Annotated in this window: 19 protein-coding genes; 15 read left to right on the top strand and 4 right to left on the bottom strand. The window is 43.0% G+C overall.

Annotation, left to right across the window (positions count from 1 at the left end; genetic code table 11):
* Window positions 1–436: 436 nt before the first annotated feature.
* Entirely contained in the window at window positions 437–1249 is an 813-nt protein-coding gene (locus H509_RS0104710) for an aminoglycoside adenylyltransferase domain-containing protein (RefSeq protein ID WP_028544060.1), read from the top strand.
* A 106-nt stretch (window positions 1250–1355) separates the two neighbouring features.
* Here the strand turns inward: H509_RS0104710 and H509_RS0104715 are convergent, their stop codons facing one another.
* Window positions 1356–3530 carry a HelD family protein gene (locus H509_RS0104715; protein ID WP_028544061.1) on the bottom strand — a complete coding sequence of 725 codons (2175 nt, stop codon included), beginning with the start codon at window positions 3528–3530 and terminating at the stop codon, window positions 1356–1358.
* A gap of 345 nt (window positions 3531–3875) precedes the next feature.
* Here H509_RS0104715 and H509_RS24285 point away from each other — a divergent pair, with 345 nt between their 5' ends.
* Window positions 3876–5141 (top strand): metallophosphoesterase family protein, encoded by a 1266-nt coding sequence (locus H509_RS24285; RefSeq protein ID WP_051286819.1) that lies wholly within the window; start codon window positions 3876–3878, stop codon window positions 5139–5141.
* A 185-nt stretch (window positions 5142–5326) separates the two neighbouring features.
* On the opposite strand, the gene deoD is transcribed toward H509_RS24285, so the two are convergent.
* On the bottom strand, window positions 5327–6037 hold the full coding sequence (gene deoD / locus H509_RS0104725; RefSeq protein ID WP_028544062.1) for a purine-nucleoside phosphorylase: 711 nt from the start codon (window positions 6035–6037) through the stop codon (window positions 5327–5329).
* A 283-nt stretch (window positions 6038–6320) separates the two neighbouring features.
* Window positions 6321–7061: a Crp/Fnr family transcriptional regulator gene (locus H509_RS0104730; protein ID WP_028544063.1), complete on the bottom strand. Its 741-nt coding sequence runs from the start codon at window positions 7059–7061 to the stop codon at window positions 6321–6323.
* A gap of 263 nt (window positions 7062–7324) precedes the next feature.
* Here H509_RS0104730 and H509_RS0104735 point away from each other — a divergent pair, with 263 nt between their 5' ends.
* The 10 genes from H509_RS0104735 to lepB all read left to right on the top strand — a co-directional run bounded on the left by H509_RS0104735 (window position 7325) and on the right by lepB (window position 20630).
* Complete coding sequence (locus tag H509_RS0104735) at window positions 7325–8365, top strand: BMP family lipoprotein (protein WP_028544064.1); 1041 nt, start codon at window positions 7325–7327, stop codon at window positions 8363–8365.
* A gap of 100 nt (window positions 8366–8465) precedes the next feature.
* Window positions 8466–10004: an ABC transporter ATP-binding protein gene (locus H509_RS0104740; RefSeq protein ID WP_028544065.1), complete on the top strand. Its 1539-nt coding sequence runs from the start codon at window positions 8466–8468 to the stop codon at window positions 10002–10004.
* Entirely contained in the window at window positions 9997–11106 is a 1110-nt protein-coding gene (locus tag H509_RS0104745) for an ABC transporter permease (protein WP_157277465.1), read from the top strand. Before H509_RS0104740 ends, H509_RS0104745 begins: the two co-directional genes overlap by 8 nt.
* A complete protein-coding gene (locus tag H509_RS0104750) occupies window positions 11081–12034 on the top strand; it encodes an ABC transporter permease (protein ID WP_028544067.1) in 954 nt (317 codons plus the stop codon). Before H509_RS0104745 ends, H509_RS0104750 begins: the two co-directional genes overlap by 26 nt.
* A 765-nt stretch (window positions 12035–12799) precedes the next feature.
* Window positions 12800–13768, top strand: coding sequence for an ABC transporter permease (locus H509_RS0104755; RefSeq protein WP_028544068.1), 969 nt, complete (start codon window positions 12800–12802; stop codon window positions 13766–13768).
* A 30-nt stretch (window positions 13769–13798) separates the two neighbouring features.
* Window positions 13799–14695 (top strand): carbohydrate ABC transporter permease, encoded by an 897-nt coding sequence (locus tag H509_RS0104760; RefSeq protein ID WP_028544069.1) that lies wholly within the window; start codon window positions 13799–13801, stop codon window positions 14693–14695.
* An 89-nt stretch (window positions 14696–14784) separates the two neighbouring features.
* The gene (locus H509_RS0104765; RefSeq protein WP_028544070.1) at window positions 14785–16455 is read left to right on the top strand and encodes an extracellular solute-binding protein; all 1671 of its coding nucleotides are present in this window, start codon (window positions 14785–14787) and stop codon (window positions 16453–16455) included.
* Between the two features lie 184 nt (window positions 16456–16639).
* Window positions 16640–18220, top strand: coding sequence for a response regulator (locus H509_RS0104770; protein ID WP_028544071.1), 1581 nt, complete (start codon window positions 16640–16642; stop codon window positions 18218–18220).
* A 15-nt stretch (window positions 18221–18235) separates the two neighbouring features.
* Window positions 18236–20008 carry a cache domain-containing sensor histidine kinase gene (locus H509_RS0104775; RefSeq protein ID WP_036696278.1) on the top strand — a complete coding sequence of 591 codons (1773 nt, stop codon included), beginning with the start codon at window positions 18236–18238 and terminating at the stop codon, window positions 20006–20008.
* Between the two features lie 130 nt (window positions 20009–20138).
* Window positions 20139–20630, top strand: coding sequence for a signal peptidase I (gene lepB / locus H509_RS0104780; RefSeq protein WP_028544073.1), 492 nt, complete (start codon window positions 20139–20141; stop codon window positions 20628–20630).
* A 96-nt stretch (window positions 20631–20726) separates the two neighbouring features.
* Here the strand turns inward: lepB and H509_RS0104785 are convergent, their stop codons facing one another.
* On the bottom strand, window positions 20727–21584 hold the full coding sequence (locus H509_RS0104785; RefSeq protein ID WP_028544074.1) for a DegV family protein: 858 nt from the start codon (window positions 21582–21584) through the stop codon (window positions 20727–20729).
* A gap of 217 nt (window positions 21585–21801) precedes the next feature.
* Between H509_RS0104785 and H509_RS0104790 the strand changes: the two genes are divergently transcribed.
* The 3 genes from H509_RS0104790 (at window position 21802) to H509_RS24290 (ending at window position 24517) form a co-directional block, all read left to right on the top strand.
* Window positions 21802–22377, top strand: a complete 576-nt coding sequence (locus H509_RS0104790) for a hypothetical protein (protein ID WP_036696390.1) — start codon at window positions 21802–21804, stop codon at window positions 22375–22377.
* A 158-nt stretch (window positions 22378–22535) separates the two neighbouring features.
* Entirely contained in the window at window positions 22536–23564 is a 1029-nt protein-coding gene (locus H509_RS0104795; protein ID WP_036696281.1) for a Gfo/Idh/MocA family protein, read from the top strand.
* Window positions 23561–24517 carry a protein phosphatase 2C domain-containing protein gene (locus tag H509_RS24290; protein WP_051286820.1) on the top strand — a complete coding sequence of 319 codons (957 nt, stop codon included), beginning with the start codon at window positions 23561–23563 and terminating at the stop codon, window positions 24515–24517. The genes H509_RS0104795 and H509_RS24290 overlap by 4 nt, the downstream gene beginning before the upstream one ends.
* The last annotated feature ends 5 nt before the right edge of the window (window positions 24518–24522 follow it).

Here is a 24522-nt window from a genome sequence, read left to right on the forward strand (position 1 = left end):
TACCTCCTTATCGTTTAAACGAGGCAATTGCCCAAAAAGTTTCGCAAATGGGAACATTAGTAACTGTTAATTGTTTCCATTGTGGAGAAATAGTGTTCACCCTACATTTTCCGTGGGATACATCACGTGATTGGGTTGAGCTTTTATATGTTTTGGACTTTTAAAAGGAATACACGTAATAAATATGTGCAGTTGAATATTTCCATTTCTTTGCGTAAAATCTAGTTTATTGAGTTTCACACGTGTGGGAGAATGATGTAATCACGGCATACTAGTTTAATAGTGGGAGCGTGAGGCTACATTTAAATTTCATGGTGGCAGCATTTTTGGTTTCCGTATACCCATCGTATATCCGTATAGTAGAAACTCGATCCAGAATTGAACAGTGAGAAGTAGATATTTCGTGATAGCTGAGCCTATAAAAGGAGATTGAAATATGTTTCAAGACCTACATCACAGCATTCAAGACATTTTAAAATTATATATGGAATTGATAGATGAAGTCCAGCCAGGTTTACTCGAAGGCTTATACATATACGGGTCTGTAGCGATGGGCGATTATTCCTTGCAGCTTAGTGATATAGACTTTATTGCTATAACACGTCAACGCATGGGCAATGAGCATATTTTAGCAGTAGAGGAAGTACATCGCAAGGTGCGAAGGGCTTATAAGAAGCCCAACTTAAACGGGATTTATATCACATGGGCGGAGTTGGGGAAGAGAGCCGAAGAAGTGGAGCCTTTCCCGTATTATTGTGAGGAACGAATGCACCATGCTGGTTATTTTGAAATGAACTTGGTCACTTGGTACGGACTTAAGACACACGGGATTACCTTGATTGGGCCAACTACAGACGAACTGCCGTATGAAGTCAGTTGGCAGCAATTAATTCAAGATATGCAGCATAACTTACAAACCTATTGGAAGTCGTGGATCAAGCGCTCACGCTATGTGCTAAAGGATAGATTGGGCTTGTATTTATTCCGCTCTCAAGTTGAATGGGGAGTCTTAGGCATTAGTCGATTATATTATACATTTAAGGAACAAGATATTACGTCAAAACGATTGGCAGGACAATACGCGCTGCGAGTCGTTCCCGAACAGTGGCATCCCATTATTAAAGATGCTATCGCCTATCGTGAGGGGATACGAGGTTCTAGTTATCGTTCACGTGCGATACGAAAAGCAGATGCGTTAAGTTATATGGAATACATCATATCTCAATGTGCAAAGGAGGAAAGCCAGTAAGCCAACTAGTCATTTTCTATTCGAAGTTAAAGTTGTCGCTCAGGAAAAGTAGTGAATGGATAAAAGTAAAGGAGCATCCAAAGATGCTCCTTGTCAGGCAAGTTTGTTACCAAGTTGTATGCAGTGTCCACTCGTCATCCGTGTCTGGGATAAGTGGGCTGAGTTTGCCATCCACACATAAGGTTAAATGGTGAAGTGCGCGTGTACACCCAACGTATAGCAGCCGCGCTTCTAAAGGATTAATGCCATAGTGCGTCTCGTTGGCATGTGTAACGATGACAGCATCGAATTCCAGTCCCTTTGACAAATATACAGGAAGAACAGAGATGCCACCCTCATATTGCTGCTGTCGTCCATCGATGATATGAGCGTTAATTCCGCTGTCGGTTAGCTTTTCATGCCACAAACGTGCCTCATCAGTCGTCCGAGTCAAGATGGCCGTGGTCTGATATCCAGAAGTTTGATGGCGCTGTAGCTCATCTATGACCCAGCTAGCAAGCCGGTCTGCATGTGTATGCAGCACTTGGACTTTCTGACCGCCTCGGAATACAGGCTCTGCAAGCATTGTGGTGTTAACCCCACGTTTTAATATCGTATTGGCAAAATGGATAATTTCCATTGTAGAACGATAGCTTCTGGTCAAAGCATAATAAGCGGAATCATCAGCAGGGAATGCTGCACGCATTTCCTGCCAATCCTCAATCCCTGCGTAGGCATGAATTCCTTGCGATAAGTCCCCGAGTACCGTAAAGGAATGACTGCGGACCATCTGGTCAAGCAGTGCCACTTGCAGCGGGGAAAAGTCTTGAGCTTCATCGATAACGATATGATCAAACCGCTCGGCAGACGCTACGCCATGCAAACGAATATGCAAATATGCTAACGTGGCCAAATCCTCATGTTTGATGACGGCACGTTTTAGATCGGCAAGCGTCTGTTTGCGCACTGCTGCGGGGATCCGATCTTTGAAGGTATCGTCTTGCAGCAATTGTTTGTACAATTGAACAACGTTGGCGTTTGGCCACCTTTTTAAATAAGCTTTAAGTTTAGCAGTGGATTTTTTCTTTTTATCTTGAAGCTTTGTTTTGTTTCGTTCTTGTTTGAGTTCCATTTCCATCCAACGTTGGATGCGAGCAGTCACTCTTTCTAATCGTTTGGCAGGCTCATAAGATCGATATTCTTGATTAAACCAGTGGGCGATATCACGTCGCGATAGCACTCCGCCTTCCCAAGGGGAGAAGTCTCCTTCGGGTATCGCGCTTTCAACCCAATGTAAAATGAGCTCATCCAGCATTTCCATCCATGCAAGCGAGCCCTTGAATCGTCCCGAACTGTCCATGCTATCGGTTGGACGCTCCTCTAAGGAGCCGTACCAACGTTCTACTTCTTCCATTGATGAAGCTAACTGCACCTGATGATGCAAATCCGCTAATTCAAGTGCCCAATCTGCAAACGTACGCTGCTGAATGTTGCCAACACCAAGTTCGGGAAGTACATCGCTTATATAGTCGAGAAACATACGGTTAGGCGCGAAAATAATCATCCGTTCCGCATGAATTTGTTCATGATACTGATAGAGCAAATAAGCCAGACGATGCAGTGCTACAGTGGTCTTACCACTTCCTGCAACCCCTTGAATAAATAAGGCTTTGTTCTTAGGTGCACGGATAATGGCATCCTGCTCGGCTTGGATTGTGGATACGATATCACGCAGCCGATTATCTTTATTCTCGCCTAAGCGATACACTAGAAATTCATCTGTAACATGGTCTTCACCTTGTTCACGATTATAAGTATCAACGACACGTTGAAGCTGCTCATTGCGGATGACAAGGTTACGTTTGAGGTGCACATCCGCCGTTATCGTGCCCTCAGGTGCTTCATAAGCGGCTGCTTCATCACCGCCCGTAAAGGAATAAAACAAGCTGGCTACAGGAGCACGCCAATCCACAACGAGGGGATACAGAGACGCAGCCTTTTTAACACCCGCGTTATGCTGAAGTTCGTGCGTATCGACGCCTTGCTTGCCAATATAAAGCGGCATAATTTCATCCCGATTTTGTTCACGAATGTTCATTTTACCAAAGTAAGGCTCTTTTGCCGCACGTTTTAACCGTTGACGACGCTGTTCGCGAGTATCCTCCAATACTTGCTCTGTGAAATCATGACCTGTGTAGACCGGAATGCGTTGCAGTGCTTCATATTGCTGATTGATCTCCAGGAGTGTCTGCTCAAGTCGCTGTTGCTCTTCTTGATAGGCACTTTGAAATGTGTCACTCACCTTCAGTTACCTCCTAAGAATAATGGTCGTCCATTTTATCATGACATAATCTACAAAATGGAAACAGGAACTCACTATATCATACTGGTGAGGGGCTAGCAACTCATTCCTCTTCTGTAAATGAGATGGGAAGCAGAACGAGATAGCGAACGCCTAGCTATCGTGCGGCCAGCAGAGTAAACGATCAAATCAATTTGCATAGGTATGTAAGTCTTGAATGCGCTTACTTTGAGGAGTACAATGAAGCTTGAGTCCATTACACAAACATGCGAATCAGTGAAAGGGCAAGGGTAGTTCTAATTGTGAGCGATAACTCGTTGTTGGTACAGGGAGGAGAGAACCGAATTGAACAACAAACCTTTACTTGTATTTCCCGTTATTAGTGACGTACATATTGGACCGGGAGATGAAGAAGAGCAGCACACTATGGATGTGCAAGAGCCGACGGATATTGAAAAATATGCTGCTGCACTAAAGCTGCTGCGTCAATTAGCACCTGATCAGGACGTGCTGGTCATTGTGGGTGATCTGACCAATCAAGGGACGGTTCCAGAATACAACCGTCATATGGAGACGTTAAGGGCTCATAAGCATCCTGATGCAGAGCTGTTGATTACGATCGGAAACCATGATTACTGGAACAACCTGCCGGTTCAAGAGGCGCAAGAACGGTTTCTACAAATGAGTGGGATGACGCATTTATACGAGCGTTATGTGATCAAGGGCTACCATTTTATTATGCTGGCAACGGAAGATGGTACTACTCACGGGCGATATTCGCTTGATCAGATTGAATGGCTAAAGGCTCAATTGGCCCAGGCGGCGCAAGAGGGCCCAGAAAAGCCGATCTTTGTATTTTTACATCAGCATATAGCGGATACAGTTTACGGCAGTGAAGACTGGGGAATTCAACACAATAAAGAAGCGTTGTATGAGGCGCTGCGCCCATTTCCCCAAGTTATTACGTTTAGTGGTCATTCTCATTATCCGCTAAATGACCCAAGAAGTATTCATCAACGGGATTTTACATCTGTAGGTACAGGCTCGCTCCGATATATGGAGGTGGAGCAGGGTAGGATCCAAGGGGTACTGCCACTTAAAGGTAGTGAATTTAGTCAAGGACTCTTGGTTGAAGTTTATTGTGATAAGGTTCAAATTCGCCGGATTGACTTTTGTGAGCAGGCAGAAATTAGGGAGCCGTGGGAAGTTTCGATGCCATTTATCCCTTCGTCGTTTACATATACGGATAATCGCGACCAAAACCCGCCCGTATTTCCGACAGATGCACGGCTATTGATTCAAAATAGGGACAAGAACGCATCTAGTTTAACTATTGCATGGAAGCAGGCTATCGACGATCAGCAGGTACATCATTATGAAATTCAATTGCTTGATGACGATGATCAATTGCTTCAACAATGGACGGCATTCTCGGAGTCCTACCGTTACACGATGCCAGATCCGTTAGTTATCACCTTGCGTGATGTGCCGGATCTTCAAATATATCCGACTGCGAAATTAACGGTAAGAGCGGTAGACAGCTTTGGCAACAAAAGTGATGAGTGGTTGACATGTCGTGTGGAGGATGGGCACATACGGACTACGGGTTAGCAAACTAGCGAACTTATTAGGACTTATAATGACTTATAAAGATACAGAGTATGACGCTGGGTGACGCTTTAATCCTAATAACGCTTACAAAAAAAGACCGGGCAATCGTTATTCAACAGAGAGAGTATTAACTCTCCATTGGAAACGATGCTTACGGTCTTTTTTAGAGTTCGATAGCGAATGGACTACCCTTGGCTTACAACAGTATCCAGTGCTACTTCGATCATTTGATTAAATGTAGTTTGGCGCTCTTGGGAAGAAGTAATTTCACCAGTCAAAATGTGATCGCTTACAGTCAGGAGCGACAAAGCTTGTACACGATACTTAGCTGCCAAAATGTACAATGCAGCAGTCTCCATCTCTACAGCCATAACACCGTATTGTCCTAATTTATTGTTTAATTCAGGACGCTCGGAGTAGAAATAGTCGGAAGAATGGATGTTGCCGACACGAACATTCATATTACGTTCTTGCGAGATCATGTAAGCGGAATGCAGCAAATTAAAATCTGCAATCGGCGAGAAGGACAGATCGTCGAAGAAATGAGACACGATGGAAGAATCTGTACAAACGCTTTGTGCCATAAGGACATCACGCAACTTCACATCTTCTTGAATCGCACCACACGTACCTACGCGAATAAGTGTTTTGCAGCCGTAGTCTTTAATCAATTCTGTTGCATAAATAGAGAAAGATGGTACACCCATCCCAGTACCTTGAACGGAAATGCGCTTGCCTTTGTATGTTCCAGTGTAACCGAACATGTTGCGGACATTGTTGTAGCATTGCGCGCCTTCTAGGAAGTTCTCAGCGATGTGTTTTGCGCGGAGCGGGTCTCCAGGTAGTAGAACGGCTTCTGCAATTGCCCCATTTGGAGCTTCTAAATGAATACTCATAACGTTCCTCCGTTTCGTTGTCGTCAGTTGTCGTATGAAGCGTTATATGCGACTGAACGGGCATACTACGTTAGCTTTACACGTTCGAATCGAATTAATTCGAGGTTATCACGATTGTTGTCAACAATTCCGTAACGAGGAGGGGATTCATTTTGTGATTTTGGTTACAAAAAAAAGGTCAGGGGCGTCACTGCATCAGGACGCCCTTTAACATACAATAAACCTAGACATATGAAAGCGCTTCACAGTATTTGACAGTTGGTGTGTCCTCTACATGATTTCGCTAGGGGAGCAGGCATTGGTTCGTATCATCCCCACGCCAACGTCTCTGCTTAGGATGTGCAACATCCGAGTCGTAGAGGTCTATAAGCCGTTGAATGTCTACAATTGTAATCGTTTTTTGTTTCATCTCAATTAATCCGTCATCTTGAAATTCTTTAATAATTTTGGATAACGATTCACGGGTTACCCCAATCATGTTAGCGAATACATGATGAGTCAGTTTAAAATTAATTCGGATTCGACCTTTTTCTTCAATGCCTAAGTTATAGGCAAGGTCAAGCAGCATATTAGCCACTTTGCGGCGGACATCCATATAAGATAAGTATACAACCTTGCGGTTTAACACACGAATGTGGTCGACAAGCTGACAATAAGCTTTACGCAGCACCGAAGGGTATTGTTCGGCAATGGCTAGGAATTCATCACGTGACAGCAGCCAAGCGTGAACCGTCTCCATCGCTTCTACGGAAGCAATCCGAGAATAGTCGGTATAGATGGCTTCAAGTTCGCCAACCGCTTCACCAGGAAAGAAGAAATTAAAAATAATTTCTTTATCTTCCTGAATGCTGAATACTTTTACCGATCCTGACCGCAAAATAAACACATCACGGCTAGTATCATCCTCGTAAATTAGAGTGTGGTTCTTGTTAAATATTCTATGCTTCAACTTCGGCAGTATCGCATGCAGCGCTTCGTCCGGAAGATCTTGAAAGTAGAATACCTGACGTAAGTCATTAATCATCAAATATCCATCCTTATTTAAGGTTTTTGTAAATAGCAATCATCTCGCCATTATAACCTAATTAGCAGCAGTTTGGCAGTGCATTGGAGTAAAGTGATGGTTTGTATAATATTGCAAGTTACATTTGCTTATTCTATTGAGGAGGTGATGCCCGCTACAAGAGGGCATACACAATAGTAGCACAGCAAGTTCGCAGATCCATGTTCAAGTAACATGCTGCGGTAATTTCTCAGCAACGCACATAACTAAGGGGGATTTTGAACATGAAACAAACAAAGAAATTTTGGGTCCTAACACTTGTAGCTGCACTGTTCTTCTCCGTTGCACTTACAGGCTGTGGCGGTAAAAACAAAGAAGAATCCGGCGCTGCTAACGGCGGAGCGCACAGCGAACTTAAAGCTGGCCTCGTAACTGACCTTGGTAGTGTAAACGACAAATCGTTTAACCAAAGTGCTTGGGAAGGCTTGCAAAAGCTAAATAAAGAAACAGGCGTACAAGTAAAATATTTGGAGCCTAAGAAAGATACAGAAATTATTACAAGCTTGAACCAGTTCGTAAAGAACAAGTATGATCTGACATGGGCTACTGGCTACACGATGATGGATGCGGTTAAACAAGTAGCAGGAGAAAATCCGAACGTTAAGATTGGCTTGGTTGATGCTGAAGTTCAAGCACCTAACGTGGCGTCTGTATTGTTTAAGGAGCAAGAAGGTTCCTTCTTGGTTGGGGTCATTGCAGGTTTGACAACGAAATCCAACAAAGTAGGTTTTGTTGGCGGCGTTGAATTGCCAGTTATTAAACGTTTCGAAGTTGGCTTCCGTGCAGGTGTAGAGGCTGTTAATCCTGAAGCTGCTAAAAACATGAAAGTTATCTACGCAGGTGACTTTAGTCGTGTTGATAAAGGTAAATCCGCAGCTGCTACTATTTACAATGAAGGCGCGGATATTATTTTCCATGCTGCTGGCATGACAGGAAACGGTGTATTTAATGAAGCTAAAGAACGCTCCAAAGGTGACAAAAAAGCTTGGGTTATTGGTGTAGATATGGACCAATCCTTGACATTTGGTGATGAAGTAACATTAACATCTATGGTTAAAAAAGTAGATGAAGCCGTAGTTAAAGTATCCAAAGACATGATTGACGGTAAATTCCCAGGTGGCAAAACAACTTATTTGGGTCTGAAAGAAAATGGCGTTGATATCGCTCCTACGTCAACTAAAAACGTAGCTCCAGATGTGTTAAAAAAGGTTGAAGAGTTCCGTGAGAAAATTATTAAAGGTGAAATCACTGTTCCTGAAAAATAATCTTCATCACGGTTAAACCTGAACAACATTGACATGGTTCAGCACATTCCCCTGCCGTCTTGAGAATAGAGGCAGGGGAACTTTATAAGGAGGAATAATTATGGCAGAGCAGCATGACATCGTGCTCCAGCTAAAAGGGCTGACGAAGCGGTTTGGCGAATTCGTCGCGAATGATCATATCGACCTGGAACTCCGCAAAGGCGAAGTTTTAGCTCTTCTCGGAGAGAATGGCGCCGGTAAGTCGACCTTGATGAACATGGTGTTTGGCTTGTATCAGCCGGAAGAGGGCGAAATATGGGTTAAGGGCCAGCAGCTCACGATGGATACTCCCAGTGTTGCCATAGAACATGGAATCGGAATGGTGCATCAGCATTTCAAATTGGTGCCTCCATTTACGGTAACAGAAAACATTATTCTTGGTATGGAGACGAAGAAAGGACTTCGTCTCGATAAAAAGAGTGCGGCAGCACGAATTCAAGAGCTGTCTGACATGTACAAGCTGAACTTAAAGCCTCACGCTAGAATCGATTCTATATCGGTTGGAATGCAGCAGCGTGTTGAGATTATGAAAATATTGTACCGCGGCGCGGACATTTTAATATTTGACGAGCCTACGGCTGTATTAACACCGCAGGAAATAAGCGAACTGCTTGGCATCTTCCGTAAGCTGACCAAAGAAGGTAAATCAATTATCGTCATTACCCATAAGCTAAAAGAAATTATGGAAGCAGCTGATCGCTGCACGGTCATTCGTCGGGGGAAAGTCATTGATACGTTGATCGTCAAAGACACAACTCCACAGCAGCTTGCTGAACGGATGGTGGGGCATAACGTGAAGTTGACGGTTGATAAAGAGGATGCGAAGCCAGCAGAAACGATGCTCCATGTGCAGGATATTTGGGCAAAGGACGATAGCGGGCACGATATGCTGAAAGGGCTGTCATTTGAAGTTAAGGCTGGTGAGATCGTAGGTATAGCAGGGGTAGATGGCAACGGGCAGACTGAATTGGTTGAGGCCATTAGCGGCATGCGTCCAACGCAAAAGGGCAAAATTCAGCTCGGCAGCGATGAGCTGACAAACCGCAACCCGCGTGATGTGTCCGAAATCGGCGTTGGCCACATTCCGCAAGATCGTCATAAGCACGGTTTAGTGTTAGATTTTACAATTGAAGAGAATTCCGTATTGAAGTCCTATTTCAAATCACCTTGGACAAAGAACGGTATCATTCAATCGGACATTATCAAGGAAGAAACGGAACGTTACGTTAAGGATTATGATATTCGTACACCTGGAACCGGCGTGTTGGCGCGTTCGCTGTCTGGGGGCAATCAGCAAAAAATTATTATTGCTCGAGAGATCGAACGCAAGCCGCGTCTTCTTATTGCAGCCCAACCGACTCGCGGTCTGGATGTAGGTGCGATTTCTTTTGTACACAAGCAGCTTATTGCTGAGCGTGATGCAGGGAAAGGCGTATTACTTGTATCCTTTGAATTAGAAGAGATTATGAACGTTGCAGACCGAATTCTAGTTATTTTTAACGGGCAGATTGTAGGCGAGACAACTCCTAAGCAAACAAATGAGCAAGAGCTCGGACTGATGATGGCAGGCAAGCTAGAAAGGGGATTTGCTCATGTCTAAGATGAAGGGATTAGTAACCCGGCTAAGACAAGAGTCCGTATGGATATCGTTATTATCCATCGTAATTGGTCTAATAATCGGGGCTATTGTAATGCTGGTCAGCGGCTATGATCCGCTGCTCGCCTATCAATCGCTGGTTGAGAAAATTGTAGGTAACAGCTACGACTTTGGTGAGACGTTACGTGCGGTTGTGCCTTTGATTATGACAGGTTTGGCAGTCGCGGTTGCATTTAGGGCGGGACTGTTTAATATCGGGGTTGAGGGACAAATCGTAATGGGTTCTATCGGTGCATTACTGGTTGGACACTTCGTTAGCCTTCCACCTGTAATCCACGGCATCGTTGCTATGATCGTTGGTACGCTAGTTGGTGGTCTATGGGGAATGTTAGTCGCCTGGTTAAAGACTAGCCGAGGTATTAACGAGGTAATTAGTTGTATTATGTTAAACTGGTGTGCGTTGTATATAAGCCACATTGTTATTCGTACCTTAATGGAGGAGTCAGGTACAGGCCGCTCTAAGCTGATTCAAGAATCCGCAAGCATTCAGCTTGATTCTTTGTCCGCTTGGATGGACGGGGCACGTATTCACTGGGGCTTTGCCATTGCTATTATTGCTGTTATTGGCTATTCCTTCTTTATGAACAAAACAAAGTGGGGATACGAGATTCGGGCCGTCGGTTCTAACCGTCATGCGGCACATTATGCAGGGATGAAAGTGAACAGCACTGTGCTGCGTGCCTTCTTTATTTCAGGGATGCTAGGTGGTATGGTTGGTACGTTTGAAGTGCTTGGCGTATTTAAGTACGTGGCCATTGCACCAGCCACTTCAGGACTCGGCTTTGACGGTATCGCGGTTGCTTTGCTTGGAATGAACACGGCAATCGGCATTTTCTTCTCTGCTATTTTGTTTGGTGCACTGATGTACGGCGCTCAAGGTATGAGCTTTGGTGCTGATGTACCAGGTGAAGTTGTACGGATGATTATTAGTATTATTATTTTCTTTACAGCGGCTCCAGGTCTGCTGAGAATGTTCTTCAAGCTGCGTACTCGCAAAGGCAGAAAGGGGGCGAATGCGAATGGAAATGATAGCGTTTCTTCTTAACGGTACGTTTGTATTTGCCACTGCATTAATCTTTGCGGCACTTGGCGGATTAATCACAGAACGTACAGGAGTTATTAACCTCGGCTTAGAAGGCTTTATGGTATCCGGCGCATTTACTGCTGGTGTGGTGTCATATTATGCAGAGCAAGCGGGACTAGGAGCAGCGTCTCCTTGGATGGGGTTTCTGGCAGCACCGATCTTTACGTTGTTATTTGCAGCGCTCCATGCTGTTGCATCCGTTAAATTTAAAGCCAATCAAGTTATCAGTGGTCTCGTTGTAAACATGCTCGCATCAAGTTCAACTTTCTTCCTTGTGAAGCTGTTGTTTGATGGCGCAGCTGAAACACCGATTCTGAATCATGTCTTTAACAAAGTGTACATCCCGATTTTATCGGATCTGCCGATTGTTGGGGAAGGGCTGTTCCGGTTATATCCGGTTACCTATATTGCGCTAATTCTCGCAGCGATCATTTACTTTATTATGTTCCACACGCCGCTAGGACTTCGCATGCGGGCGGTTGGGGAACATCCAGGCTCAGCAGATACAGCTGGCGTACGGGTTAATCGCCTACGTTTCCTTGCTGTGCTTGCAGGTGGTATGGTAGCTTCGCTTGGTGGTGCTACTGTTACATTAACTGCAAACAGCAGCTTTGCGTTCCATACGATATCCGGTCAAGGTTACATTGCATTGGCAGCTGTTATTTTCGGTCGCTGGCATCCGATCGGTGCATTGGGCGCAGCTATATTCTTCGGGTTTGCGCAAGCGCTGAAGGATCAAATGCAAATCGTAGAAGCAGCTAAATTTATACCAAATGAAGTGTTCTACCTGCTGCCATACGTATTAACATTAGTTGTGCTTATCTTTACCTCGAAGCGTTCCAGTTCACCTGCGGCGCTTGGGGAACCGTATGAGCCAGGGAAGAGGTAGGCTAAGGTATACGCTAGTAGTTGCCAAGAGCTTACAGTGTCTTAATGATCACAATCATCCTTACAGGGATCAGACCTGTAACGATGCGTTTTTTACAGCAAAGCAGCAGTTCAAGAGGCTATTCTTGAACTGCTGCTTTTTTATTTGTTTTTATGTTCGAAAATAGGTATTCCAACATATTCCTTGTCCCTGTATAATGGAAATGTATGTATCACATAGAAATACTCATACTTAAGCCGAATACAAGCATAGGATAAGGCAGTAAGGCAGTGGCTTAAACCTGTTATCCAGTCTGGAGCCTATTGACAATCTCAGATGTTCTCCTATTCGTTTGCGTAACGAGCAAATCGACTCTCACACCACTTGGAATGACACAACAACTCAAACTATACCTTTTTTTACAATAAATAGCGAAAAACAACGGCCAGTTTCATAAATACACCACTTGAATCTAAAAAAATGATAAAGATCATTAATAAGTATCAATAATCGTTGATTCGTCATATATCAATGAAAGCGCTTAGATAATAAAATGATAACAAAGGAAGCAAGCGAGATTGTTTTATGAGGAAGATAATCGGGCAGTAGCGTTAGATCTGAATAAAAGATTACAGTCATTAGTTTAGATGGAGGGAGAGAGTGGGGGAAGTTAAGCCTTAAATAGACAGAAGGCGATTGTGTATGCGTACTGTAGATGTTTTATGCTGCCATTAGTTAAAACGCTTGTACTTTCATGACATTCTATTACATAGGAGGGATTCGAGCATGGCGAAGGCATCCGCCGTACCAGAGACGGGATCAGGATTGAATCTCGACAAGCCTAGAAAGAGTACATTTAAACGATTTATATCTCAAATAGATATTCAATTAATGGTTTTACCCGCATTAGCTTTAGTTTTTGTATTTTCTTACATTCCAATGTACGGATTGCTTATTTCTTTTCAGGACTACAAGATGGGTTCCAACTTATTAAATAACGATTGGGTAGGATTTAAACATTTTATTTATTTCTTTAATTCTCCGGAATTTTATCCGGTTATGCGAAACACGATCGTAATTAGTTTCTTAAAGTTTATGTTTGGTTTCCCAGCACCTATCATTTTGGCTCTGATGCTGAATGAAGTTCGTAAAATGGTGTTTAAGCGGGTCATCCAAACTGTAACTTACTTGCCTCACTTCTTATCATGGGTCGTTATCGGTTCTATGGTAACATCGATGCTATCGGTAGATAACGGCAGTGTTAATATGTTGTTAGAGAAAATAAAACTAATTAATGAACCGATTAACTTCTTGTCCATGACAGAATACTTCTGGTCAATCCTGGTCACGACGAATGTGTGGAAAGAAATTGGGTTTGGCTCAATCGTATATTTGGCGGCTATTGCAGGTATCGATCCTCACTTGTATGAAGCAGCTTCTATGGATGGCGCGAGTCGCTTTAAGCAGATGTATCTAATTACACTTCCAAGCATTATGCCAGTTGTAATTATCTTTATGATCTTAGCAATCGGAAGTTTGTTGAATGCAGGGTTTGAGGATATTTTGATTCTCGCGTCCAACCCAGCGCTTCGAGAAGTATCAGACTCACTAGACGTGTATGTCGTTCGTATTGGTATAGATAATTACAGGTACTCCTATGCGACTGCCATTGGCTTGTTTAAGTCCATCGTCAGCGTAACCTTACTCACATTTGCTAACTTCGTTGCCAGAAGATCCGGTAATAGCTTGTGGTAATGAATCACTTAATTCGAGGAGGACTGAACAATGATACGAGATAGTATAGGAGACCGTCTCTTTACCGCATTCATATACGTATTTCTGACGTTGCTGGCATTTTCAACATTTTATCCGTTTTGGAACTCAATCGTGATCTCCTTTAATACAGGGATGGATACTTCTAAAGGCGGAATTACATTTTGGCCTCGTGAGTTTACGTTAGAAAATTATAAGATTGTGTTTGAAGATTCAAGGTTAATGAATGGATTTATGATCGCTGCGCTTCGAACGGTTATCGGAACGATTTCTGCGATATTGGCTACATCCATATTTGCGTACGGGATGTCAAAGCGGGAATTGATGGGGCGCAAATATTATATGATTATGTGTATCGTGACGATGTACTTCGGTGGTGGACTTATTCCAACGTACATGTTAATCAAAGGTCTTGGCTTATTTAACTCCTTCTGGGTGTTTATTATACCGGCACTAATTAGCGTATGGAATATGATTATTTTCCGAACGTTCTTCCAAGGGTTACCGCAAGGTTTGGAAGAATCAGCCAAGATTGACGGCTGCGGCAACTGGGGGACCTTTTTCCGAATTGTGCTTCCTCTATCAGGACCCGTCATCGCTACGTTAGCTTTATTTACTGCTATTGCTCACTGGAATGAGTGGTTCGTAGCGAGTATCTACATTACTAATGAGAACCTGTTGCCAATTCAAACGGTATTAAGACAAATTTTGTTCTCTAACATCGCATCCGAGCAAATTTCTAATTTGGATGCCGGCGCACTGGCCCGATTAAACGCAGCTAAGACGATTACGTCGAAATCCTTGACGATGGCTACTATTATGGTGGCAACACTACCGATCGTCTGTGTGTATCCGTTCTTACAGAAGTACTTTGTTAAAGGGGTTTTGGTTGGTTCCTTGAAAGAGTAGTCTGTATGCAAGTTAAGCTTCACATCCTAATAGGAGTTTAGAGCGTCAAGCTTTAAACATAGATTAACATTTGAAAGGGGCAAATGTCAGTGAAAAACAAGAGGAAGTTGCTTCTTAATGTGATGTCCATTTTGATGGTTATTACGTTGATGGTTGGCTGTAGCGGCAATTCAGGTACTTCATCACAGCCTACTTCGCCAGATGACACAAAGACAGAATCAGGCAAAGAACAAGCAAGCGCTATTTACGAATTTGGCAAAGAACCACTTGAAGTATCGTTCTATGGTAACTATGGTTGGTATCAAATGCCAAAATGGGGTAAAGATCCTGCAACAAAATGGATTTTAGACAACAAAAAACTTAACGTAACTGCGGTTAGCTCTGGAGGTAACAACGCTCAAAAATTGCAGACGATGATCGCAGGTAATGAGCTTCCAGATGTGGTGTGGACAGATAAAGGGATGGATGTTGAGCGCTTACGTCAAGCGGATATGCTCGTACCTTTAGATGACTATATTAACAAATACCCTAACTTTAAAAAGTACTTAACTGAAGCGCATTTAGGTCTGCTGCGCTCTCCAGACGGAAAAATTTATCAATTGCCGAACTACTATACAACGCAACCAAACGGTAACGCAGGATACGCAATTAATACTAAAATTTACAAAGCGCTTGGTTCTCCAAAGCTTGAGACAACTGACGATTTGTATGCATATCTGAAAGCAGTTAAAGCAAAATTCCCAGACGTCATTCCTTTTGAAACAGGATTGGCAAAAGACGGTCACGGTATCGACCAAATTTTCTCTTCCTTTAAGGAAGACAACTTGTCCTACACTCGTTTCTACGGTGTTCCAGATGGTGACAAGATCGTTTCCATCTACAAAGATCCTGGCTTCCGTGAGTCTGTAGTTTACACAGCTAAATTAATGCGTGAAAAATTGATGACTCAAGATGCCAACACGCAAACAGAAGATCAAGTAAGAGAAAAAGCAATGAACGGTAAATTTGCAGTTATTGCAACATTTGATCCAATGAAAATGCTTTCCGCAGCAGATGCTGAACTGAAGAAAAAAGATCCAAATGATGGCTACATGTACATTAAACCAATTGCGAAGCCTGGCTTAGATCAAAACAAAATCTTCCCAGGTACGTATAACCAATTGGGCTGGAACGTAGCTGTAATTACTAAAAATGCTAAAAATCCAGAGGCTGTATTTGCAATGCTGGATTGGATGACTGGTCCAGAAGGTTCGATGGTACTGAACTGGGGCCCTCCTGGTCCAAATGAGTATTGGAACGAATTTGAGGCTGACCAACTTACACCTAAATTCAACAAAGATAAATATTTGAACGATTCTAAAACACTTGCTGACGTGCAAGCAAATGCAGGTAACTTGGTATGGGTAGGTAACACGGTGTACATGGACAATACGAAGAAACAAATGCTGTCCGCTATTCCAGCTGACAAAATTGACTTCAGTACACGTTGGCAAATGGAAATTACGTGGGCATCGCAAGGTGACTTCACGGAGTTCTTGAACTGGGAGCCATCCTCTGATAGTGAAGAAGGTATTATCCGTCAAAGCGTAAAAGACATTTGGCTTACTGCACGTGCTAAAGCGATGTATGCTAAGAGTGATGAGGAAGCATTAGCTATTATTGATAAAGCACATGATGATTCCGTAAAAGTAGGATTTGACAAGTACTTGGATTACATCACTAAAGTATGGACTGAAAACAAAAAAGCAATGGGTAAATAAGTAAAAGTAATCACGAAGGTTTGCTGATATGGCAAACCTTCGTTTTATTTGTTAGCACCTTAAAAACAAATCGGCCGATTTGCAAAAAAACTGTTAAATAGAATAGGGAATTGGTATACTTGGAAAAGGGAAATGTTGCAATTTAGAGAAGAGTCTGACTGCACGTCTTAGGGGGGCTGCATTCATGTACAGCGTAATGTTGGTAGACGACGAAATGCTTGATTTGGAAGGGATGAAACAATTTATTCCTTGGAATGAACTGGGTATGGAAGTTGTAGCCGCAGTAAATAACGCATTTGTGGCGTGTGAGATGTTAGAGCAGCATCCTATAGACATCATAGTAAGTGATGTCAATATGCCTAATATGTCAGGCCTTGAGCTTGCACGTATAGCAATGGAGCAAAAGCCGCAGGTTCGTATCATATTTGTAAGCGGTTACCAAGACTTTAGTTATGTGAAGCAAGCACTTTCGCTCAAAGCTTATAGTTATGTGCTAAAACCAATGGACGACAATGAATTGATTGCTGTACTTCAGAAAGTGAAACAAGACTTGGATGATGAGCGCAAGCGACGGGAAACGGAAGAAGCTTACCAGCACATGATTCCAATGGCCAAAAATGATCTGTTAATTCGATTGTTCGAGGGAGACTGGGATGATGCACAGCACGAAGGTGTGCAGAGGCTAGTAAGTTCATATGGCTTAAACAATTTGAATTGGCCGATCCGTATTGCTGTATTGGAACTTGATTATTTATCTTGGGTACAAGAGGAGAACAACTTGTCATTACAAGCTGTGTCTCGAAACTTCTTATATGAAGTTGGAGAAATTAGTAGAAAGCACAACATGCCGCACTGGTGTAAGTTATCGTCACAAAGAATCGTTTTGTTAGTTCACGAGCATAACAGACACTTCTTTATGGAGGATATGTATGCAGCTATACGTGAGAAGTTCCCGGTCACGATGACCGTTGGAGTAGGCGAGCCTGTTGATACGTTAGAACAGCTCCAAGTATCTTACAGACAAGCGATGGAGGCTGTTGATGGTAAGATGTTTATTGGCAAGGGTAACTTGATTATGTATGAAACAGTAAGTCGCAAGCCCGAAATGCTGGACGCGCAAACGTTAGATGTTCGCATGGATGCACTGCTAAAGGCGATGACAGAGTACGAGCTAGTTCAAATTTATGACGAGATTGATAAATTATTTGATTCAGTCAGTAAATTGAGGTCCAAGTTTACCGTACACAATTTGGCGATGCATATTATTTGGAAGTTGGATCAGCATTTAAAAGCAGCAGATGAGAACATCTTTGAAATTTTAGGTATGGAGCTGCACAATCTTGATATTTTGCTTCAATTTGACACGATTAATGATATTCGATCCTGGTTAGTTCGCAAAACATTTGAAATCTCCGAGCATATAAGACAGAAATCCAATTCCAAAAATAATAAATTGATCCGTGAAATTATGCAAACGATGAAGGGGAGTATGCACGAAAATATTACACTTAAAGATATAGCCCATCAATTTTCATTTTCTCCTAACTATTTAGGATTTTTGTTTAAGGAAGAGACAGGAAAGTCCTTTAGTGAAGTGCTTATCCAGCTTCGGATGGAACGTGCGCGTGAGCTGCTAAGAGAACCGTCAACCAAAATTTATGAGATTGCTAGTCAAGTAGGCTATCGTTATCTTCCTTATTTTAGTAGACAGTTTAAAGAGGCATTTGGCATGACACCTATGGAATACCGGAAGCGGGAAACGTGACAGGGGATGAGTGCAATGAATGAGAGGAGACAACAACTCGGATATTTACCAATTGGATATAAGCTGATGCTCACCTATATGCTTTTTATTATCATCCCAGTGTCCGTTATCGGCTTCGTTTCTCATTCGATGTATGAGGATTCCATTCGCAAGCATACGCGAACGAATATTCAAGGTACTTTATTGCAGATAAGGGACAATATTGAATATAGGATGCAAGAGATTACACGGATTTCTTCTTTGTTATATGGAGATTTTGATTTTTATCAATATTTACGAAACTATGAAGAAGGTTGGGAAAATTACGATCGCATGATTAACGCCATATTCCCCAAGTTCCAGGCGGTGACCGAATCAACGGGGATGAAGTTCTGGATGTCCGTGTTTCTCAAAAATGAATCGATTTATGAAAGATACCGATATACGTTTAACAATGAGAATCCTGATTTTAGCGTATCATCGTTTGATATTTATCATATGAGTCGAATTAAAGAGAGATTATGGTATACGGCTTATCCAGAAGAGAAATATGGCGAGACGATGAAATGGTGGCAGATTGAGCAGGATGCCGAAAATAACCGAATCTCGCTGCTGCGGAGATTAATTGATACTTACAATCCTGTGCGATTAAATGAGGTCGGTTTTTTACGAATAAATGTAGGGATACAGGAACTGTTTGAGAGTATGAACTACTCGAAGATCGGCAATGGCAGCGTGCTTTTTATAAAGGATGAATACGGACGTAAATTGTATCAATCAGGAGAGCTTCCAAGTAATGTGACGGATGATCAGCAGTTACACGAAAATTATTTAACGATAACGGAAACGGTGGGGAAACAGTCCTGGCAGTTAGTGGCGCTAGTGCCGATCACGATTATTGAGCAAGATTCATTTAAAGTTCGTATGTTTATTATTACGATGTGCTTGTTATGTTTTATTGTATTCTCCTTTGTTGGTATTTTTATTTCCCGCTTTTTTGCGATTCGCATTAACAAATTTGTGTCTGTACTTAACGCTATGCGCGAGGGCGATCTACATAAACGAATTTCATATCGGGGCAAGGATGAGTTTTCGCAAATTGCGACTGCACTTAATGATATGGGGGAAAATATTGAGTCATTAATTAAAGAAGTGTATTTGACGCAGTTGCAAAAAAAGGAAGCTGAGCTGGAAATGCTGCAATCTCAAATCAATCCCCATTTCTTGTACAATGCGTTATCTTCTATTCATCGTTTGGCGAAGTTTGGTGATATGGATAAGTTGCAGCAGATGGTATTTGGCCTTGCTAAGTTTTATCGATTAACTTTAAATGACGGAAGAACGATGATTCCCGTCCCTTCTGAGATCGAGCAAGCTGAAGCTTATTTGCAGATTTCGACCATTAAATATGGGGACCGAATGTCCGTTATGTTTGATATTGATGCTAATGTATGGCCTTACGAGACGATCAAGCTCATTTTACAGCCATTTATTGAAAATGTACTCAAACACGCTTGGTGTGGCGACCGAATTCATATCCGTATTGTAGGTGTTTTAGAGGGAGATGATATTTTATTCCGAGTTATAGATGATGGTATTGGTATGAAACAAGAACGTATAGATCATATATTTGATCCACAAGAGCATGTGAATACAGGATACGGTGTCCGCAACGTAGACCAACGTATTAAGCTCCAGTATGGAGAGGAATACGGGGTATCGATTTTTAGTACGGTAGGTGTAGGGACAGCTGTCCAAATTCGGATTCCTGCACGGAAATGCAAACGTAAGCACACTGCAAAGCCTTAAATTTGCTGCACTTTGATTGCCGTATTTCAAGATAGTATAATAGGTATATATTATCAATTATGAGGTGTGTTTCCGCTAGTTGAACGGAGTCACTACCTAAATCATCGTAATCGAATGGGAGGTGTACCAAATGAACTGGCGCAGTATTAGGCAGTATGCCCTTACGTTGGTTATTGCTATTGGTGTGAGTCTTGTCATTCAGAAAGTAGCTTATGCGCAAATTATTGTACACCAGCATTCGATGGAACTAACCTATCATGAAGGTGATCGACTTCTGGAGAACAAGTGGTTGTATCATTTTACGAAGCCAGAGCGTGGAGATGTCGTTATTTTGCAAGATCCGGTTGAACCTATTCGCCTCATTAAACGTGTGGTAGGCATTGCAGGTGACAAGTTGGAACTTCGTCAAGGGAAGCTTATCGTTAATGGAGTGGAGCAGATTGAGCCTTACATATCAAGTCCGACTTTTCCTGTACAAGTACAATTTCCAATTGTTGTGCCTGAAGGAACGGTTTTTGTACTAGGCGACAATCGTGGAAATAGCAAAGATAGCCGTGAGTTCGGCGCAATCCCGTTGTCGCTGATTGAGGGCAAGGTGATTGCACGTTTATGGCCGCTTTAGTATAAGAAAGGCGCAAGAAGTAAAAGACGCTTACTGAACCTTATTATGAGGTTCAGTAAGCGTCTTTTTAAAGTTGTTGGTAATCCGTAATCTCTGCTAAAATTTCTTCGCAAATACGATACCAATCGTATTGGTTCCACAGTGGCTGGATATGACACATCCTGTGTCAGAGATGTACACATGCTTGGCACCTGTTAATTCCTTGAGCTTCTGTTGTACAAACTGAGCGTCCTCATCGGAAAATGAATGAGTGACAAAGATCGTATCTTTATCCATCTGATCGGTGAGGCTTAGCGCGTTATTAAGCAATTGCTCCACAGCTTTTTCACGCTTACCACGTACACGATTCGTAGGTGTCATCTTGCCGTCCACCACTTTAATAACGGGACGGATGCGGAGCAGGGTGCCGATTATATTTTGCAGACCGCTGCACCGGCCACCTTTGTACAAATAATCTAACGTGTCAATAATAAACTCCGTCTCGATATGTTTGCGCATCTCAACAATGTGGGCTTCAATTGCAGAGACATCCTGTCCTGATTCAGCAAGTCGTGCGGCTCTTAATACTTGCTGACCGACACCTGTTGCCAGATTTAACGAATCGATTACAGTTATGTTGCCCGGCTCGTCCTCTAGCATTTGCGCGGCGATGCCGGCATTTTGGATGGTAGAAGATAAGTGTGAGGAGAGGCCAATATAAATGATATCGCGGCCTTCCTTTACAAATGGTGCAAATGCGCTCGCAAAATCCCCTGGGGAGGGAGCCGCAGTCTTGGGCAACTTTCCTGTCGCATCCACCATTTCATATAACTTCCTGGGATCGATATCTACACCATCACGGAAATCTTGATCTCCAAATGTAACATATAGGGGCACAATGCCAATATCATATTGTTCGATTAAAGATTTGGGCAGATCGCAAGTGCTATCCGAAAAAATCTTAATAGTTGCCATGCCTTGATCCTCCTGAGTGAACTGATTCCTGTATAAAATTGAGTACGTGTATGTATACCATGTACCATTATACTTGAAAAGTAGTCCAACTACACGATAAAGATGCTTCCGAATGATGGAAAACGTTTCATGCGGCTTTAACTTTCGTTGCACGCCACCTATCGGAATTGTTATACTGTACGGACAACAGTTGAGAAAGGGAGCTCAGTCACCAGACATGTCCACAATCCAGAAAGCGTTTAAGCAAATGCAATGGAGTTTTTTGTTTTTTATTGATTATTCGGTAAATGGTATCGATATTTTACCTGATATCGTCGGCTTGCTTGTTATGATGAATGCATTGGGGAAAATAATAAATGAATCACCCCATTTTGCTCATGCTAAAAAAGTAATGCCACTTTTAATCGTGTTGGCCAGTTATGAGTTAATTGAGCCCTTGCTTGGAGCTTATCAGAGCGCGGCATTTTTAGCTTGGTTTGCCGTAGGCCGCAGCGTATTAGTTACCGTATTTAACATTATGCTTGTATGGTTAGTTTGTAATGGATTAAGAGATTGGGCCATTCGTTATCATAAGCCTGTACTTGCACGCACTGCGCGTCGCAGAGGCATGTATTTCTCCATTATTTTAGCTTGTTCGACAATTATGATTGGGTTTGCGCTTATATCACCGACTATCTTTTACGCGGTGTCCATTCCGATGTTTATGTTATACATCATCGTAACGTTCCTGTTGATGGGACTGTTTGGTTTGGCGGCCAAGGAAGCGGACACGATCATTACACATTCTTCATAATTTTCGTCATTGGTGCCGACATACGATTCAATTGTATGTCGGCACATTGTATATTCAGGCAGGAATTCGGGAATGAGTGGCGAAATCGACACATAGACCATAAACAAGTGGCTGTATGTTCAGCAATCAATTAACCATCGATTGGGGATGACATCTGGATGAACTGGCGAATTGTAGTAGCGGGATGCGGTCAAATGTCTCAAAAGTGGGTTGAGTATGCGTTACAGCGGCAAAATGTCGAAATTGTTGGCTTAGTGGACGTCAACCCAGAAGCAAGCTTGCATCTGGCGGAAACCTATCATTTAAAATGTGGCTTGTATTCCGATCTTCGTGAAGCCATTCGACGCGGCGGTGCGAATATCGTTATGGATGTATCAACTCCAGCGGCGCGGCGTAATGTGGCTGGCACAGCACTGGAGGCAGGTTGTCATGTGTTCAGTGAGAAGCCGATGGCTGCTACGATGAGGGAAGCCGTGGAGCTTATGAATTTGTCGAAGCTAATGAAGAAAACATATGCCATCATGCAAAATCGCAGATATGATACCAATTTAAGAGGTGTGCTACAGTTGCTGCAAACAGGCGTCATCGGCCAGATGGGAATGATAAATGCAGATTTTTTTCTAGGCCCCCGATTTGGCGGATTCCGAGAGCAGATGGCGAGTCCATTAATTCTTGATATGGCAATCCATACTTTTGATCAAGCAAGGCTGCTTACAGGTGCAACACCCAAAACGGTTACTTGCCAAGAGTGGAACCCTAAAGGTTCGTGGTATAACGGGAATGCGAATGCGGTCGCCACTTTTGAAATGGACGACGGCGTCCGGTTTTGTTACCGTGGTTCATGGTGCACACAAGGCTTTCCTACTTCCTGGGAGTCAAGCTGGCGCTTGATGGGCAGCCAAGGAACATTGTTGTGGGACGGAGCAGAACATATCGAGGCTGAATATATGGATGTTCACAAGGGGAGCATCCAGCGAAGGAGCGGGGCCGCTCACCCGACAGTAAATGAAGGACATTGGGGTTGCTTGGATGAAATGTTTGATGCGCTGGAAACAGGACGGGAGCCTGAAACGGATTGTTCCGACAATATTTACAGTATGGCGATGGTATTTGCGGCTATTCAAAGCTCGCGAACAGGGCAAAGCGTAGATATTGCTCGTTTGCTTAGGGAAGAGGGCGTGCGATGACAAGCGATAGAAAGCAGTCTAACCTCATCAATCAGGATCAACGTATATCCGTTTTGTATCGTCAAGGAGAGGGTATTTGTAATGAAGACGGGTATGTAGTGGATGATACACGAGGATTATATGTAGTAATAGACGGTGTATCTGGATTAACCTCCTACCTTGACGATCAAGGTCGAACAGCAGGGGCAGTAGCAGCACGAATTGTACAACAGGCATTCGAAGAGGGAATTCAGGAGCGGTACCCAGACGTCACTGACGCGGGGGGTGACGGTTTGAATGATTGTCGTATGCTTCAAGAGCTGACCTTAACTGCTAATAATCGTTTACGGAATTGGATGGTTAAGCATGGCATTGCTTATGAGCAACCTGCACAACGGATTGGAGCTGTTCATGCAGGTGTGCTTGTTAGAGGACGACGTATCTATTGGGTGCAGAGCGGGGATTGTATGATATATGTTCAGTACAAAGACGGCTCTGTAAGAGAAATAACCCGAGATGGAGTGGATCGGTTTGATGCTCAGGCGTTGACTCTATGGATGTTGGATGAAACAGCTTGGCAAAGCCATGTCAAGACGGAGGTGGTGGTAGAGCAGTTGTGTCGTAATCGATTACAAGCTAATGCAGCTAACGGGTATAGTGTTATGAATGGTGATCCTGAGCTTGAGAAGCTGCTGGAGTATGGCTCGTTTCCCCTGGATAACATCCGTGCAATCGTGATCATAAGTGACGGGATATATCCGTGGAGCAATCGTTTTCATGGCGACATTGGCGTGAACGATAGCAGTCGAAAGCCAGCCCCCTTATCGCCCACTTGGATCACGGAGCTGCTGGAAATGGGGATGGAGAACTATGTGACACGTTTGGAACAGCTTGAACAGTCAGATTCGTTATGTACGAATGTACCGCGCTTTAAAGGTGCGGATGATAAGACAGGCATCGTTATTCGATGTTAGACGGA

Source organism: Paenibacillus taiwanensis DSM 18679 (genome assembly GCF_000425125.1).
Classification (GTDB): domain Bacteria; phylum Bacillota; class Bacilli; order Paenibacillales; family Paenibacillaceae; genus Paenibacillus_B; species Paenibacillus_B taiwanensis.